Raw genomic sequence first — 16,187 nt, 5'->3', positions numbered from 1 at the left:
ATAGTAGATAGTATGAAGAGAGTAATAATCGCTGATAACGCAGGTTTTTGTTTCGGCGTAAAAAGAGCAATGAATATAGCATATAATGAGATAGAAGAAAAAAGAGATATGCAAGTGTACGCTTTAGGGCCACTTATTCATAATAGACAAGCAGTAGAAAAATATGAAGAAAGAGGTCTTATAACAGTTGATGAGATAGAAGAAATAGAAATTAAAGAAAATATAGAAATGATAATTAGATCTCACGGTGTTGCAAAGAAAATATATGATGAGGCAAGGGATAGAGGTATAGAAATTGTAGATACTACTTGTCCTTTTGTAAAAAAAATTCATGAGATAGTTAAAAAGAGCGAAGAGGATAAAAAGGCTATAATACTTTTAGGAGATAAAAATCATCCAGAGGTAATAGGTATAAATGGGTGGTGCAAGGATAGTGCAATTATATTTAAAGATATGGATGATGTATTAAAGTATGATTTTGACTATGATAAAAGCTATGTAGTAGTATCTCAAACAACAATGAATGAAGAAAACTTTGAGAAAATAATAGAATATTTAGAATCACTCAACCTTGAGTTAGATATTAAAAATACTATATGTTCTGCTACAAGAGTAAGACAACAATCTGCTAGAGAGCTATCTTCCAAGGTAGATGTAATGGTAGTAATCGGTGGAAAGCATAGTTCAAATACTCAAAAGCTTGTAAATATATGTAAAGAAAGAGGAAATACCGTATCAATAGAAACAAGAGAAGATTTATATGATGTAGATTTTTCTAATTATGAAGTCATAGGTGTTACTGCAGGAGCATCTACTCCTGATTGGATAATACATGAGGCCATAGAATATCTAGAAAAATTGTAGTTATAAATTGATATATTAAAATAGTCAAGGGGTGAGAAAATGAATAATAACAGTAATGATAGTAACAATAATAATAATAAAAAACCGAATTCCAGTTTTATTTGGTTTTATGGTGTCTTATTAATTTTCATATTGATATTAAATAGTATATTTATACCTAATATGGAAAAGAAGAAGGCAGAGGAAGTCGGTTATAGTACATTTATAGAAATGCTTGAAGATAAAAAGGTAAAAGATGTAACTATTGACGACAAAAAGATTAAGTTTACTAGTAATAAAAAAGATGATAATAAGTCTTATATAACTGGAGTTGTAAATGACCCTGAACTAGTAAAAGAATTAGAAAAGTCAGGTGCAAACTATAAGCAGGAGATACCTTCAGAAAATACACCTATTCTTTACTTTATATTAACTTGGGTACTACCTTTCTTCTTCTTCTGGATGATAGGAAGGTTCTTACTAAAAAGTATGGGCAAGAAAATGGGTGGACCAGGTGGAATGATGTCATTTGGCAAAAGTAATGCAAAACTTTATGTAAAGTCTACAGGAATTACTTTTGATGATGTTGCAGGTCAAGATGAAGCAAAAGAAGCTTTAAATGAAATAGTTGACTTTCTTCACGATCCAAAGAAATATACATCTATTGGTGCAAAGATGCCGACGGGTGCCTTATTGGTAGGACCTCCAGGAACAGGTAAAACATTATTAGCTAAGGCGGTTGCAGGAGAAGCAGAAGTTCCGTTTTTCTCAATATCTGGTTCAGAGTTTGTTGAGATGTTTGTTGGTATGGGAGCTTCAAGAGTAAGAGACTTATTCAAACAAGCTAAGGAAAAAGCACCTAGTATAGTATTTATAGATGAGATAGATGCAATAGGTAAAAAGAGAGATTCTAACTTTGGTGGTAATGATGAGAGAGAACAAACTTTAAATCAGCTACTAAGTGAGATGGATGGATTTGAAGATGGTATAGGTGTTGTAATATTAGCGGCTACTAATAGACCAGAATCTTTAGATAAGGCTCTTTTAAGACCTGGTAGATTTGATAGAAGAGTTCCAGTAGAATTACCTGACGTAAATGGAAGAGAGTCTATATTAAAGGTTCATGCCAAAGGTGTTAATAAATCAGATGATATAGATTATAATCAGGTTGCAAGAGCAACATCCGGTGCATCAGGTGCTGAGCTTGCCAATATAGTAAATGAGGCAGCATTAAGAGCTGTTAGAATGGGAAGAAAAGAAATAATACAGGAAGATCTAGAAGAATCAGTTGAAACTGTAATAGCAGGATATCAGAGAAAGGGAGCAGTAATTAATGAAGATGAAAAGAAGATTATTGCTTATCACGAGGTAGGACATGCTTTAGTTGCTGCAAGTGGAAAACACTCTGCTCCTGTACATAAGATTACTATTATACCTAGAACATCAGGGGCACTTGGATATACTATGCAGCTAGATGAGGTAGAAAAGGTACTTATGACTAAAGATGAAGCATTGGATAAGATTACTACTTATACAGGTGGTAGAGCAGCTGAAGAGGTAATATTTAACACTAAGACTTCAGGGGCTTCAAATGATATAGAAATGGCAACAAAGATTGCTAGGGCAATGATTACTAGATTTGGTATGGATGAGAAATTTGGAATGGTAGCACTTGAAACGGTCAATAATGCCTACTTAGGAGGAGATGCATCTCTAGCTTGTTCACCAGAGACTTCTACTATTATAGATAACTCTGTAATTAAAATAGTAAGTGAGTGTCATGCAAATGCAATAAAGATATTAAATGACAATTTAGATAAGCTACATGAGATATCTGCCTATCTACTAAAAAATGAAACAATAACAGGTGAAGAATTTATGGATATATTAGACAGTAAATATGAAATTACTCCTAAACCAGAATCTTCATTAGAATTAGATGAAGAAAGTATAGGTGGTGCAGAAGATGAAACTCTTTAATAAAAAAGAAGAAAGTATAACAGTAATAAAGAACAATAGAAAAATAAGCGAAGAGGATCTAGTTGGAAAAAACTATGAGTACTATAAGCCTATATTTGAAGTATTTGAAAAAGAGGGTAAGACAAAGAGCTTTAACCTACAAGCACTGTTATTTTCTCCATTTTGGTATGTATATAGAAAGATGACATACAAAGGAGCTATTATAATAGGTATACAGGCTTGCTTGGCGACAGTAGCATATTACTTAAAGACACCTTTGTGGATTTCTATATATGTACTATCTTTTTTAATATATTTGAGAACAGGATTTTATGGAAATTACGATTACTATAAAAAAATAAAAACTTTAAAGGAAGATGCTAATCATATAGATGATAAGTATAAGGATAGATTTTTGAAAGATAAATCTAGTGTTGATATGCATATGACTATATGCTGGATAGTAGGTACAATTTTAATATTTGCTATGGCACTATTTTTATAAGAGGAGAGAATAGATAGATGGCAAAGTTATATTTTTACTATGGAGTAATGGGTAGCTCTAAGACAGCGAATGTATTAATGGTACATTATAATTATCATGAAAGAGGTAAAAGATCTCTTCTTGTAAAAGCTGATCTTGATGTAAGAGATGGTGCCTATAAAATTAAATCTAGGATTGGTCTTGAACATGAATGCGAGTTATTATCGAACTTCATGAAATATTCACAGGAAGAAATAAAAAGTTATGACTGTATAATTGTTGATGAGATACAATTTGCTACAAAGGATCAGATTGATTTTTTATCGGATATTGTTGATGTATTATCGATACCAGTGATGTGCTATGGACTTAGGGCAGACTTTAAAAATTGTTTGTTTGAAGGTTCTCAAAGGCTTATTACTATAGCAGATGAGATACACGAGGTAAAGACAGTATGTTGGTGCGGATCGAAAGCTACTTGTAATGCAAGATATAATGACAAGGGCATTATTCGAGAAGGTGAGCAAATAGAGTTAGGCGCCAATGATAAGTATACAGCTCTTTGCAGAAAACACTACAAAGAAGGAAATTTTGGAGAGTAAATAGTTTACATTAAAAAAGCTACCATATTTTATGGTAGCTTTTTAGTTTAAAGTATTATATTACTCTAAAAACGCCCGTAACTGTTCCCATTATACTTACTTGATCAGCTTCAAATACCATTTCTTCATAAAGTTCATTCTCTGGCTTCAATATAATTTTATTATCTTTTCTTAGAAGTGTTTTTACAGTCGAGCTATCTTCATTGACAAGAGCTACTACGATTTTACCATCTATTGGATTTATTTGTGAGGAATCGACAATTATATAATCTCTATCCATAATACCAACATCTATCATACTATCGCCCTTTACACGTAGCATAAAGCAATTCTTTCCCTTTACATATGAAGATGGAAGAGTCATATATTCTTCAATATTTTCTTCTGCAAAGATAGGTTCTCCAGCGGCTATTTGACCGACTATAGGAATATTTATTACTTCAGAGTTAAATCCTACTATATTTTCAGAGCTAACTCCCTTATCTAATATCTCTATAGCTCTTGGCTTTGTAGCATCCTTTCTGATATAATCATATTTTTCTAGTCTATTTAAAATTTTAAATACAGTAGAGGTTGACTTAATACCTAGTTTCTTGCAAATCTCTCTTACTGAAGGTGGGTATCCTTTTGCTCCACTATGTTCTTTGATATATTCAAGTACCAAAATATCTTTTTCTTTTAAATCCTCATACATAATTTATCCCTCATTCCATTATAATGAGTCTATTATATCACGATGTGAACATATGTTCAAGGAGTCTAATATAAATATAATCTATAAAATGACTTTATTTATATGAAATAAAAAAGAATTAATCATCTCTTTTCTTTCCAAGTGCATGTTCATCGTCTAGCCAATCGAAATTTTCAACAATATCACGCTTTAAGTTCTTTCTATGGGCAGCATATAGTTGTGTAGTAGTTACATTGTCATGATCTAGAAGGTTTTGTACATCATATATTGAAAAACCTGTTTGAATAAGTGATGTAGCAGCGGTTGCACGTAACTTATGTGGACTATAGCCTCTATTTCTATCAGTTTTCATACCTATAGAGGTATATTTCTTTACTAATGCTCTTATAGACTTTGCTGACATTCTTTTCTTTTGAAGAGATAAGAATAGTGCATCTTGATATTCCTCTTGAATTTGATCATCTTTTGGCCTTTCAAAATCTATATATTCCTTTACTACCTTTTCGCAGGCATCGTTTATAGGCATTAAAACTTCCTTGCCTCTTTTTCTATAGATTACAAACTCTCCTCTAGAAAAATTAAAAGAGGAAATATTTAACTCCCTTAGTTCATTTAATCTAAGACCATAAGTTACAAATAATACTAGTATGGCTCTGTCTCTTAGCTTTGTCTTCATCCAGTACTCTTTTTCTTTATCTGTAAGCCCATTTCCACTCTCTACTGCATCTAACATAATGGAGACTTCATCAATAGCAAGTCTTTTTATAGCATCTGGTTGTGGCTTAGGCAGTTTTATAGGATTGAAGCCACTTGTAATATCCTCGTCTATCTGTTCATTTCTAAATAAGAATTTAAATAAAGTAGATATAGATGATTTTTTTCTTGCTAGTGCCTTATTATTATTTTCAAATAGTACTCTTTCATCATTTATCTCTTTATAATATCTATTGCAATAGTCACCTAAGAATAAGTTAACATCTCTTGCTTTGATTTCATTAAACTCTTCTAAAAGTATATCTTTTGGATTTTCTGCATTGGTAAAAAGATCAGTTCCAATAAGGTAGTCACAGAAAAACTTTATATCATGAAGATAAGCTCTTCTAGTAGTTGGTGCAACAGATCCTCTAAGATATACAAAGTAATCCCTCATAAAAGATGGAAGTTCAGATTCTATATGTTCACATTCTTCTATAACCATATGATCACGTATTACAATGTTATCTGGTCTAGATGATTTATTATTAATTTTTTTAACCATAATTAGCCTCCTTATAATATATCTATCTATTATATTATAACAAAAATCTTTAAATAAGCTAAGTTTAAAAATTTAAGCTTGAGAGTTTTATTAAAAATATAGATTGAGATGTGTTGATTATCAAGCTAAGAAAAATAAGAAGCTAATAAAATTAAAAGATTGAATTTTTATCAATATAATAATTTTCTTAAATTAAACAAAATAACAATTATTTATTGTATAATAGTTATAGCAATGAAAATAAAAGTTTGAGGAGGAAGAATATGTTTAGATTTGAGAATGACTATGCAGAAGGATGCATTAAAGAAATATTAGATGAGCTTGTAAAAACTAACTATGAACAGTCACCAGGCTACAGGGCAGATAAGTACTGTGAGTCGGCAGAAGTTAAAATCCAAAAGGCTTGTAAGAAAGATGTGGATGTTCATTTCTTAGTAGGAGGAACACAAGCAAATATGATCGTACTTGATGCAATATTAAGACCACATCAAGGTGTAGTATCTCCAATACTTGGGCATATAAATGTTCATGAGGTAGGTGCTATAGAGGGAAGAGGTCACAAGGTGATTACTCTATCTAATAATGACGATAAGCTAGACAATGAATCTAAGATATCATCATCTGCTTTAGATGGATATTTAAGTGATTTCTTTGAAAAGGATGACTGGCATAAAGTTCAGCCAGCTGCAGTATATATTTCGCATCCAACTGAAAGAGGAGCACTTTATACAAGAGAAGAGCTGATTAATATAAAGAAGGTATGTGATAAATTTGAAATGCCTTTGTTTTTGGATGGAGCAAGATTAGCATATGCACTTTCTTCTGATGAAAACGACATAACACTAGAGGATTTGGCAAAGTATACAGATGTATTTTATATTGGCGGAACAAAATGCGGTGCTATGTTTGGTGAGGCAGTTTGTTTTACAAATAATAAATATAATAAAGACTTTAAATGCATATCAAAGCATAATGGTGGTGTTTTGGCAAAAGGAAGAATGCTAGGTATACAATTTGATACTTTGTTTACAGATAACAACTATATAAATAAATGTAAAAAGGCATATGATTACGCTATGAGAATTAAAAAAGCTTTTGAAGATAAGGGCATAGAATTTTTAGTTGAATCATATACAAACCAGCAGTTTCCAATATTAACTAAAGATCAGCAAGAAAAGTTAAGAGAAAAAAATATAAGTTTTAATATTGAGTTAGATATTGACGAAGATAAAAGTGCAACTAGATTTTGTAGTAGTTGGGCTACAACAGAAGAGTCTATTGAATTTCTTGAAGATGCAATAGGAGGTATGTAAGAATGTATGGAACGTCATTGTTTCTATTGCTACTTGGAATTATAGCTTATTTTTATGTAGAGGCGAACCACTTGGAAGTGACTAGATTTTCTATAAAATCAGATAAGTTAGTAAATAAGTTTAAGGGCAAGAAAATAGTACAGTTAGGAGATTTACACGGAAAATCATTTGGAAAAAACAATGAACGATTAATTGAGTTGATTGATAAAGAAAAACCAGATGCAGTATTTATTACTGGAGATATGATAGAAGCGGAAAAGAAAAACTATGAAGCTGCTTTAAATTTGTTAAAAGACCTATCTCAAAAGTATAAAGTTTTCTATGTTACTGGAAATCACGAGCATAAAGCTCTAGAAAAGAAATATAAAGATGATTATATGGAATACTTTAGACAAGTAAAGGATTTGGATATAGAAAGGCTGAATAACCAAAAGTTGGTAATAGATCCAAATTTTAAAGTTTTTAAAAGAGAGACTCTTTCTGAAAATTATGGGAAAGATAATTTAAAAAATAATAAAGAAATAAAGAAAGCAAATAGTGAGTCTATTGATGAAAAAGATATAGATAAAGAATTTACTCCAAAGAAAAAAAATCAGAAAAAATATAGGTATATCAATATTTATGGCCTTATTCTTCCTTTTGAAAGCTATAGATATATGTTTAGTAACAGAAAAACTAAGGAGATAAATAAAGAGTATATAGAACATAAGCTTGGCATACTGGATAAAGATGAATGCAATATTCTTTTATCACATAACCCACTTATTTTTGACGAATATGCAAAATGGGGAGCTGATTATGTATTTTCAGGTCATGTACATGGCGGTATCGTAAGGATAGGCAAGAAAGGATTATTTTCTCCAGATAGGAAGTTTTTCCCTAAGTATAGTTTTGGAGAATATGATAGGGGAAACTCAAAGATGTTTGTGACAAAAGGATTGGGATCATCAGCCTTAAAGATAAGAATTAACTGTAGACCAGAAATTATCTCTATTAAATTTGAATAATTTTTTAATAAAAAAAGTTTTTTATATATGATATTATCAGGTGAAATATAATAGAATATTGTGTATTTTATCGAAGAGCAATTAGTATATTCTAGTAGCTCTTTCTTTAATTATTTTTTTGAAATAATTAATTGTCGAAATTTAAATAGTAATATCTAAACAAAAATTTATATTATTAAATTTATTAAGAAAAAATGTATTTTTGATTTATAATTTATTTAAGAATGATTTTTTAAAAATAATATAAAAATAAGTGTAAAATTAGTATGATAAAGTCAAAAAATATCAATTAAAACAAAAGAATTAACCTATATTATATAATAATAATTAAAAAATGCTTGTAATTATAAGGTAAAACTCGTATAATAGTAAGTGTAGCAAGATAATACAATTTATATTCGTTAATTTTTTGATACTTATATAAATACTATATAATAAATAAAAACTTGATTGAATAGAGTGACAATATAAAATATTATTTGAAACAGTCTGAAAATTTAATTATAATATACAAGAAAGAGTTTAATAAAATTTTATGATAAAAAGTTTTTTGAGTTAATATTAAAATATTTTTTTAAAATAAGGGTGGCATATAGTAGAGTAGTTACTTTAAAAAATGTATTTCTCATTTAGATTCTAATTAAAAGAATAGATAATAATTAATAAAAATTAAATACTTTGAAACAGAAAAATAAATTTGTAGATATTTTTATTTATTCTCTAATAGGGGCTTGATTTTACAAAAAAACATAGATTAGATAAGACTTAATTTTAATAAAGTTATAAATTTAAATTAAGTTCTAATAAAGTTATAAATAGTATAATTTAAATTCGCTAACGATTTCCTTTAAATAGCTATAAACAAAAGCAGCTGGACTAACTAACCAGCTGCTTTTGTTATTTCTTATCTTTTCAATAAATATTTAATATTTTATTTTTTACTTAACTTAGATGAGCCAGTATTGTAATCGATTGTAACACCAGGCTGTACATTGTAGCAGAATGCATTTATTTCTATCTTATCATCCTCAACACTGTATGCTTCCATCAAAACACCACGTGCTACCTGTTCATCACTTATGAATATTGGACTAACTCGATACTTTACATGCTTTTTTTCTTTTTTTATATAGTTTGCAATTTCATTTTCATACGGTAGCATACCATCAACATTCATATATCTAGTACCAGTCATTAAATTTCTCCAGTCATCATTATCTCCCGCAATCTGGAATCCAATTAAATGACATCTATTATAAAGATGTTTTCCATCAACAAAATTATATTTTTTTTGCTTCCATCCTGTTGGCTTTACATTACTGATGTCACCACGTTTTTCTTTTGGTAAAAACTCTGGTCCAGTTAAGACCTCACAAGGACCAACTCTATTCATTCTATCTAGGTCAGAGTAGTTCTTATAGACTTTTGTACTAGTTGGTTTTGCAAAATAGGGCCTTCCATTATTAACAGTCACGCTAGGCTTGCCAGTATATTCTGGAACATCACGATAGTAATCAAATTCTTTGCTATAAGATTTATCAGATTCAATATTATCATTTTTTATTTTAGTATCATTGGAAGATTTATCTTGAAGCGAAGATCCTTTCTGTGAATCATTTTTACCTATTTGAGATTCATATTTTGTTTCATTGTCATTGCTGATAAATTTGTTTAAATCTATTCCCGTAATCCTGGACCCAACAATAATGGCTAAAGCAATTAAAATGGTTGCCAAGGAATATTTAGGAGAGTTCTTTTTCTTTTTGCTCATAAAAGCACCTCTTTCTTTATAATTATATTAAATTCTCATCCTTAGTATTATATCATATATACTATATATTTATGTCTAAAAATACTTTACAAATTAAAAAGTAAATAAATAGCTTAAATAGAATTGAATTTTAAAGTTTAATTTTATCTATAAATAAGCGACAAAATAGGGGAGTTTAGTAATAAAATAAAAAGAGAGCTAGATATTTATAAATATCTAGCTCTAAAAGTATAATCTATTAAGGAATTAAAATACTCCGAAAAATGCTTTCTACGACATATTTTTATACAATTTTTAAATATAAAGATATTGCAAGAGTACAATACCTACTCTAAGAAAAATGCAATTCCGATGGCATTAGGACCCAAGTGAGTTCCTATGGTGCTACCTAATTGAGTGACTGGAAGTTGATCAACATCAATTTTCAGTATTTCTCTATATTTATCAAGATATTTATTTAAAACATCTCTATTGCCACCTGAGTAACTTAACATAGAAGGTTTAGATGTATCAACATTCCCTCTTTCTGATACAAGGTCCTTAAGCATATTATGTCCCTTTTTGAAGCCTCTTGCCTTACCAGCAAGTTTAACCTCACCGCCTTCAAGCGTAAATATAGGTTTTACAGATAAAAGAGCTCCTGCAAGAGAGCTTATTTTAGATATTCTACCACCTTTTTGAAGATATTCTAAAGTATCTAATAGGTAATAAACAGCTATTTTTTCTCTCTTGCTATTTAGTTCCTTTACTATATCTTCTGCATTATCAATTGATTTAGCTAATTCTAAACCATGTAACAGTAAAATTTTTTCGCCAATTGAACCACTTAAACTATCAATAACAAAAGCTTTACCAGGGAAATTTTCTGCAGCTAGATGAGCACTAGAATATGTTCCAGATACTTTTGATGATATTGTGATAGCGATTGCAGTATCACCATTATCTATTATATCCTTAAAAGCTTCTTCAAACTGATAAGGAGTTACTTGACTAGTTTTAGGAAGAGTTTCATTGCTTTCCAATAATTTGTAAAACTCTTCATTAGTAATATCAATACCATCCTTGTATTCCTTATGGTTTATTGTTACCGTTAAAGGAAGAAAAGTGATACCTAGATTTTTAGCTTCTTCATAAGAAAAATCAGAAGCAGAATCTACTACAAACTTTATACCCATTATTATTCACCTCCACATATATATAAGAAAAAATACGGAAGATACATATATATATTTTCATATTTTACTTATTAGGAATATTATACCATAAAATAATAAGACGATGTAAAAATAAAATGAAAAAAAGTTTATATCTATTAATATTAATAAGTAATTTAAAGAATAATGAGAGTTATATTTAATTTTAAACTTAAAAATATTAAATAGTATCTAAAAGTTAATAGTAAACTTATTTATATCAAAGTTTGTGAATTTTAAAAAAACTTGGGTTTTATATGAAAATAGCTAAATAGAGTAGAAGTAAAAAAGAAAGGATTCATATAAAAAATTGATATAGTTTTTATCGCTCAAAAATTAGAAAAGTTAGCTAGTAAATAAAAGCAACTTATTTGCAAAAAAGTAAGTCTTTAAAATAGAACAAAAAGAGCAGCTAAATGTATATCTAAAAGTTACATATATAATGGTTAATAGAAATATAACTGTAAATATATTTCTTATAATAAAATAATTTATAACTGTGAATGTGATTTCTATGAAATAGATTCCAGTTGATATATAAAGATATAGAAGAGATGGATTAAGAAAAAAGAAAAAGTATTATGAACGATAAGAGTATAAAAGAAAAAAAGCACTTAAAAAAGTACTAAATTGTACTAAATGTAAAAATCGCTAAAATATCATAGAAATAGCTAAAATCTACACTTATTAAATTATAACAAAGCAACTATTCCCTAAATATACATTTAAGGCATAGTTGTATCTTGAAGTCTACAAGCCCTACTATTACCGTATTATGCTAAAATATCATAAAAAACGTAAAATAAGAACTTTGATTTATATTTTTTCTCTAGAAATATTTTTATATTTATTTTTTCCTTGTATCTGTATACATATTGCTAAGTCATTTATATTCTAATAGTATAGATCTTTACAGCATATATTTATAACGATTAAATTGATATCTCATTAATGTTTATTATATAAATATTACTTAATCCTATACAATTATTTTTTAGTTTTATATATTAAGTAATACTATTCACATAATATATACAGTATTACAATATACACCTTATTTTATATTGTATATATTGTAAATAACTACTTTATCTAATTTAATAATATAGAATCTTACCTTATTTAAAAATAATATTTTGTTTATGTTAAATAAATTATATATAAAGTTATTTGGCATAATAGTTTATTATATTTGAAATATATAGATATATTTTTTATATTAGTAGATTATATCAATATAATTGTATTTGAAGTATTCCGTATAGATACTTTATTGTAAGTTATTTTTCTAATTATTAATTATAAATATATTAATAAGATTGAACTAGATACTCTTGTTAGAGATTTATATATCTTAGACTACCCTTTTAAACACTCCTCTATACTCTACTTGCTAGATGCTTGTTATAAGCATCTAGATTTCGACTAGTATTTCATTTATGCTGCTATATCTATATCTATATCTATATCTATCTATATCTATCTATATATATCTATCTATCTATATCTATATCTATATATATCTACATTTACATGCACATCTATATTTATATTTACATACATATCTATATTATCAGGATCTATATGTATACTATCAGGGTCTATAGTTTATCAGAATCTATATTTATATTACGCAAACTATACTCCATTATATATTTCTTATACAGAACCATCATAGCTATAGAATTTTTATGGATAGGCTCTATTAGCTTCTATATATTTATAAGTATTTATTAGAAGGATTATAAAGGCGGGAGATTATTTTGAAATTATACTTTTTTTCAAAAAAATATCCGAAAATCTTAAAATAGTGCAAAAACAGACTCTCTTAAATCGATTTTAAGAAAAGTCAACATACATTAACACTTGAACTTCTGTATTATCTCTTAAAACTGATTTTAAGGCTTTTAAGAAGAAAAAAGCTAATATAAATAAAAAATTCTTATATTTACAAATAAAAAGCTCTGAGCTTATAAGTTAGCCAGAGCAAGATCTTAATATTTATTCACTTATATTATTTCTAGATAATATCTATTATAGTTTATCTAGTTTTATCAAAGTCTAATTCTGATTTATATAAATGATAGCTTATCGGATTTTCTTATAGATTAATTCTGATTTACATCTATTATAGTTTGTAGTTTATCTAGTTTATCTAAAACCTAATTTTGCTTTATGCAAAGAATATTTCTAGAGCTTTAGAAATAAGCATAGTAACTGTAGCAAATAGTAAACCTACAGTTAAAAAAGAAAAAACACTAATAATAAATCTCAGTAAGATTATCTTATACTTTAATCCCATAAAAACACATAAAAAATTTATTATAAATAATAAACTAATAAATACAAAAAAACCAGACTTACTATTAGATAAATCTTCTTTGCTAAGATCCATGTGAGTTGTTACAGAATACATTATATAAATAAATACTAGATATTTAATAATATTATGATTTCTGAAAGGACTTAGGTTTTCTAAGGTAGAAATAACTATAGTAATATAGATATTAACAGAGTCTTTGATGTGATGTATATTTTTTATATAATCCATATTTTCATTAAAAGTTTCTCTTATACTATTAAACTCACTTGGGAGTAATATCCACATACATAGCATCAAAAAAATAGTTCCAAATATAATTGGTGCAATACCTATAAAGAAATTACCAACTCTTTGATAATAACTATTTAAATCACATCGATGATTTACATAGCCCATTATACCATCATAACGACTTTTGAAAGGTCTAAACAAAGAAAAATCAGTGATTTCATGTCTGAAAATTACACAAAAAATCATGTGGCTAAATTCATGGACAATAGTACCTATAATACCTGTAATTAAAAGTCCGTTCATACCAAAAGTTCTATATATGGAAGAAGAATTAGTTTTTTCTATATAGCTAAAAATAGCACCAAAAGCAAATAATACCAATACAAAAGCAAAAGTGTATATAAGCGAAGTTTTAATAATTTCTACTAGCATATTATCTCCTTATTTATAGCTATTTTCTTATATCTACCGCCTCAAGTCTATAGATAGCTTGCCCAAGGCTCATAAATTTATCTTCATATTCTGTAGTGACATTAAAATCAAAGTCACTATTTGCAAGATCTAGGGAAATATTTTTTAACATCCAATCATTTGAAGATATCTCATTCAGGCTAAATTCAAATAAATCTCTATTATCTGTTTTAAAATTGATTTCACCATCATTTTTTAGTTTTTTTCTATATAACTCTAAGAAATTTGAGTGAGTAAGTCTTCTTTTTGCATATCTTTTTTTAGGCCATGGATCACAAAAATTTATATATATCCTAGAGAGTTCCTTGTCAGAGAAGTATAAATCAAAAAATTCCACATTTCCCCAAATAAAAGCTATATTAGATAGTTTTAAATCATCTGCCTTTTCTACTGCTCTTAGTAAAACTTCTTCCTTTATTTCAAGTGCGATATAGTTTATATCAGGATTTTGTTGAGCCAAAGTAGTGATGAATTTTCCTCGTCCAGTACCTACCTCTATATGAATTGGATTATTGTTTTTGAAAACATTGCTCCAATTACCTTTGTAATCATTGATAAGTGTATTATAAATTTCGTTTTCTATAGGTACTCTATTGTCAAAGATACTCTTTGAATTATCTTCACTATTTTCGGGTAGTTTCTGATCAATCATTCCATTAACTATATAGTGTTTGTATGATAAAAGTCTTTCATCAGCACCCTTTATTTTTCTTCTTCTCATAAATTTCTCCTTTATTTAACTAGTATTTAAAAAGTATAACATACAAAAAAAGGAACTGTCAACGACAGCTCCTCTATTTACAAATTACTTAGAAGTGACTATTAGTGGCAACCTGAACAGCTTCCACAACCACTTTCCATATCCTTTAAGCTTTCTGGAATTACTCTGAATCCTCCGCCTAAATCCTGAATAAGCATATCCCCAAACTGTGCATATTCTTGCTCATCCATAACAAATTCTAGTTCTTCTACTGCACATGCAGCATCACTTTCTTTTTTATTGTCTAGAGCTAGTCCAAATGATGGACCTGAACAAGCTGCTCCTGCAAAATACATTCTTACAGAAGTAGGAACTTCTTCCCCTTGTTCTGCTATTATCTCTCTTAATACTTCTAGTGCTGTCTGAGCTACTTCTACTTTCATTTTATCTATTCCTTTCTCTTTACAATTTTAATATAGTTTATGTCTTCTGATATATAGTCGAGTTAGTAATAGATTACTACTGGCTATATTATATATATATCCATCTATGATTATAATAATCAACAAAAACATTATATCATAGATAATAAAATATTAAAAGCAAAAGAGTTAACTAATTTAAATAGTTAGAAAGTTATATAAACATTAAATAAAAACACAAAAAACAGATTAACATATAAAAAAGAATACAATAAAAAGAATTTAATAGTAATATCTTTTTTTACTGTTTGAAGTTAATATAAAAATATTTATATTAATTATAAGTGTATTTTTTCTGCTTAAAAATTATTCTTCAAACTGATATTCTACTACCTCATCTTTTTCTAAACTTTCTCTAACATCAATAACTCTTTGGTTTTCTGATCCTCTATATTTAAGTTTAATATTTCTTTTATCCTTTTGGAATTGGCCATCAATTATAACATCGACTTGCTCGATTATTGCTAATTTCTTTTCATTTTCTATAGCTTCCTCAAATAAATCGCCAGTCCATAGCCAGATGCTTTTTTCTGGGAACTCATTTTTCACTCTCTTAAGTAGATCCAATAGACTGTCATCCATAGTCTGTTGTAGGGGCTCGCCACCCAAAACATTTATACCAACAACCATAGGGTTTGATACATAATCTATAAATTCGTCTTCACTTTTTTGACTCCAAATATCTCCATACTCAAAATCTTGTAGTTCCTTATTAAAACAGTCTTCGCAGTTGTGTGTGCAACCAGATACAAAAATAGTAGTTCTTACACCTGGTCCATTTGTAACATCATATCTACGGATTTTATTATATCTCATCTAAATCCTCCTAAATTATATCTATATAAAACAAATGGCA

At 28.2% G+C, this 16,187-nt stretch carries 14 protein-coding genes; 6 read left to right on the top strand and 8 right to left on the bottom strand.

Translation table 11 applies throughout. From position 1 onward, the window contains the following. Positions 1 to 12: 12 nt before the first annotated feature. Genes ispH through UF10_RS04530 form a run of 4 tightly spaced genes read left to right on the top strand, consistent with a single transcriptional unit; the run spans position 13 to position 3,888 of the window. A complete protein-coding gene (ispH, locus tag UF10_RS04545) occupies positions 13 to 864 on the top strand; it encodes a 4-hydroxy-3-methylbut-2-enyl diphosphate reductase (RefSeq protein WP_106776625.1) in 852 nt (283 codons plus the stop codon). A 39-nt stretch (positions 865 to 903) separates the two neighbouring features. Further along, positions 904 to 2,823 carry an ATP-dependent zinc metalloprotease FtsH gene (gene ftsH, locus UF10_RS04540; RefSeq protein ID WP_106776624.1) on the top strand — a complete coding sequence of 640 codons (1,920 nt, stop codon included), beginning with the start codon at positions 904 to 906 and terminating at the stop codon, positions 2,821 to 2,823. Beyond that, on the top strand, positions 2,810 to 3,307 hold the full coding sequence (locus UF10_RS04535; protein ID WP_106776623.1) for a DUF2628 domain-containing protein: 498 nt from the start codon (positions 2,810 to 2,812) through the stop codon (positions 3,305 to 3,307). The genes ftsH and UF10_RS04535 overlap by 14 nt, the downstream gene beginning before the upstream one ends. 17 nt (positions 3,308 to 3,324) lie before the next feature. Next, positions 3,325 to 3,888: a thymidine kinase gene (locus UF10_RS04530; protein ID WP_106776622.1), complete on the top strand. Its 564-nt coding sequence runs from the start codon at positions 3,325 to 3,327 to the stop codon at positions 3,886 to 3,888. A 55-nt stretch (positions 3,889 to 3,943) separates the two neighbouring features. On the opposite strand, the gene lexA is transcribed toward UF10_RS04530, so the two are convergent. Both lexA and UF10_RS04520 read right to left on the bottom strand, forming a co-directional pair. Then, positions 3,944 to 4,582 carry a transcriptional repressor LexA gene (lexA, locus tag UF10_RS04525; protein ID WP_106776621.1) on the bottom strand — a complete coding sequence of 213 codons (639 nt, stop codon included), beginning with the start codon at positions 4,580 to 4,582 and terminating at the stop codon, positions 3,944 to 3,946. Between the two features lie 118 nt (positions 4,583 to 4,700). After that, the gene (locus tag UF10_RS04520; protein ID WP_106776620.1) at positions 4,701 to 5,840 is read right to left on the bottom strand and encodes a tyrosine-type recombinase/integrase; all 1,140 of its coding nucleotides are present in this window, start codon (positions 5,838 to 5,840) and stop codon (positions 4,701 to 4,703) included. Positions 5,841 to 6,103: 263 nt separating this feature from the next. On the opposite strand from UF10_RS04520, the gene UF10_RS04515 reads away from it, so the two are divergent. Both UF10_RS04515 and UF10_RS04510 read left to right on the top strand, forming a co-directional pair. Continuing rightward, on the top strand, positions 6,104 to 7,153 hold the full coding sequence (locus UF10_RS04515) for a threonine aldolase family protein (protein WP_106776619.1): 1,050 nt from the start codon (positions 6,104 to 6,106) through the stop codon (positions 7,151 to 7,153). Between the two features lie 2 nt (positions 7,154 to 7,155). Then, entirely contained in the window at positions 7,156 to 8,160 is a 1,005-nt protein-coding gene (locus tag UF10_RS04510) for a metallophosphoesterase (protein WP_106776618.1), read from the top strand. A gap of 931 nt (positions 8,161 to 9,091) precedes the next feature. On the opposite strand, the gene UF10_RS04505 is transcribed toward UF10_RS04510, so the two are convergent. The 6 genes from UF10_RS04505 to nrdG all read right to left on the bottom strand — a co-directional run bounded on the left by UF10_RS04505 (position 9,092) and on the right by nrdG (position 16,147). After that, on the bottom strand, positions 9,092 to 9,931 hold the full coding sequence (locus UF10_RS04505; RefSeq protein ID WP_106776617.1) for a DNA/RNA non-specific endonuclease: 840 nt from the start codon (positions 9,929 to 9,931) through the stop codon (positions 9,092 to 9,094). 326 nt (positions 9,932 to 10,257) lie between these two features. Continuing rightward, a complete protein-coding gene (locus UF10_RS04500) occupies positions 10,258 to 11,106 on the bottom strand; it encodes a DegV family protein (RefSeq protein WP_106776616.1) in 849 nt (282 codons plus the stop codon). 2,191 nt (positions 11,107 to 13,297) lie between these two features. Next, on the bottom strand, positions 13,298 to 14,110 hold the full coding sequence (locus tag UF10_RS04495; RefSeq protein WP_106776615.1) for a hypothetical protein: 813 nt from the start codon (positions 14,108 to 14,110) through the stop codon (positions 13,298 to 13,300). 19 nt (positions 14,111 to 14,129) lie between these two features. Next, the gene (gene trmB / locus UF10_RS04490; protein ID WP_106776614.1) at positions 14,130 to 14,870 is read right to left on the bottom strand and encodes a tRNA (guanosine(46)-N7)-methyltransferase TrmB; all 741 of its coding nucleotides are present in this window, start codon (positions 14,868 to 14,870) and stop codon (positions 14,130 to 14,132) included. Positions 14,871 to 14,971: 101 nt separating this feature from the next. Then, positions 14,972 to 15,292 (bottom strand): Fe-S cluster assembly protein HesB, encoded by a 321-nt coding sequence (locus UF10_RS04485; protein WP_106776613.1) that lies wholly within the window; start codon positions 15,290 to 15,292, stop codon positions 14,972 to 14,974. A gap of 345 nt (positions 15,293 to 15,637) precedes the next feature. Then, a complete protein-coding gene (nrdG, locus tag UF10_RS04480; protein WP_106776612.1) occupies positions 15,638 to 16,147 on the bottom strand; it encodes an anaerobic ribonucleoside-triphosphate reductase activating protein in 510 nt (169 codons plus the stop codon). Positions 16,148 to 16,187 lie beyond the last annotated feature (40 nt).

It is taken from the genome of Peptostreptococcus russellii, from assembly GCF_003012055.1.
GTDB lineage: Bacteria > Bacillota > Clostridia > Peptostreptococcales > Peptostreptococcaceae > Peptostreptococcus > Peptostreptococcus russellii.
This window is presented reverse-complemented; position numbering and strand designations above follow the sequence as displayed.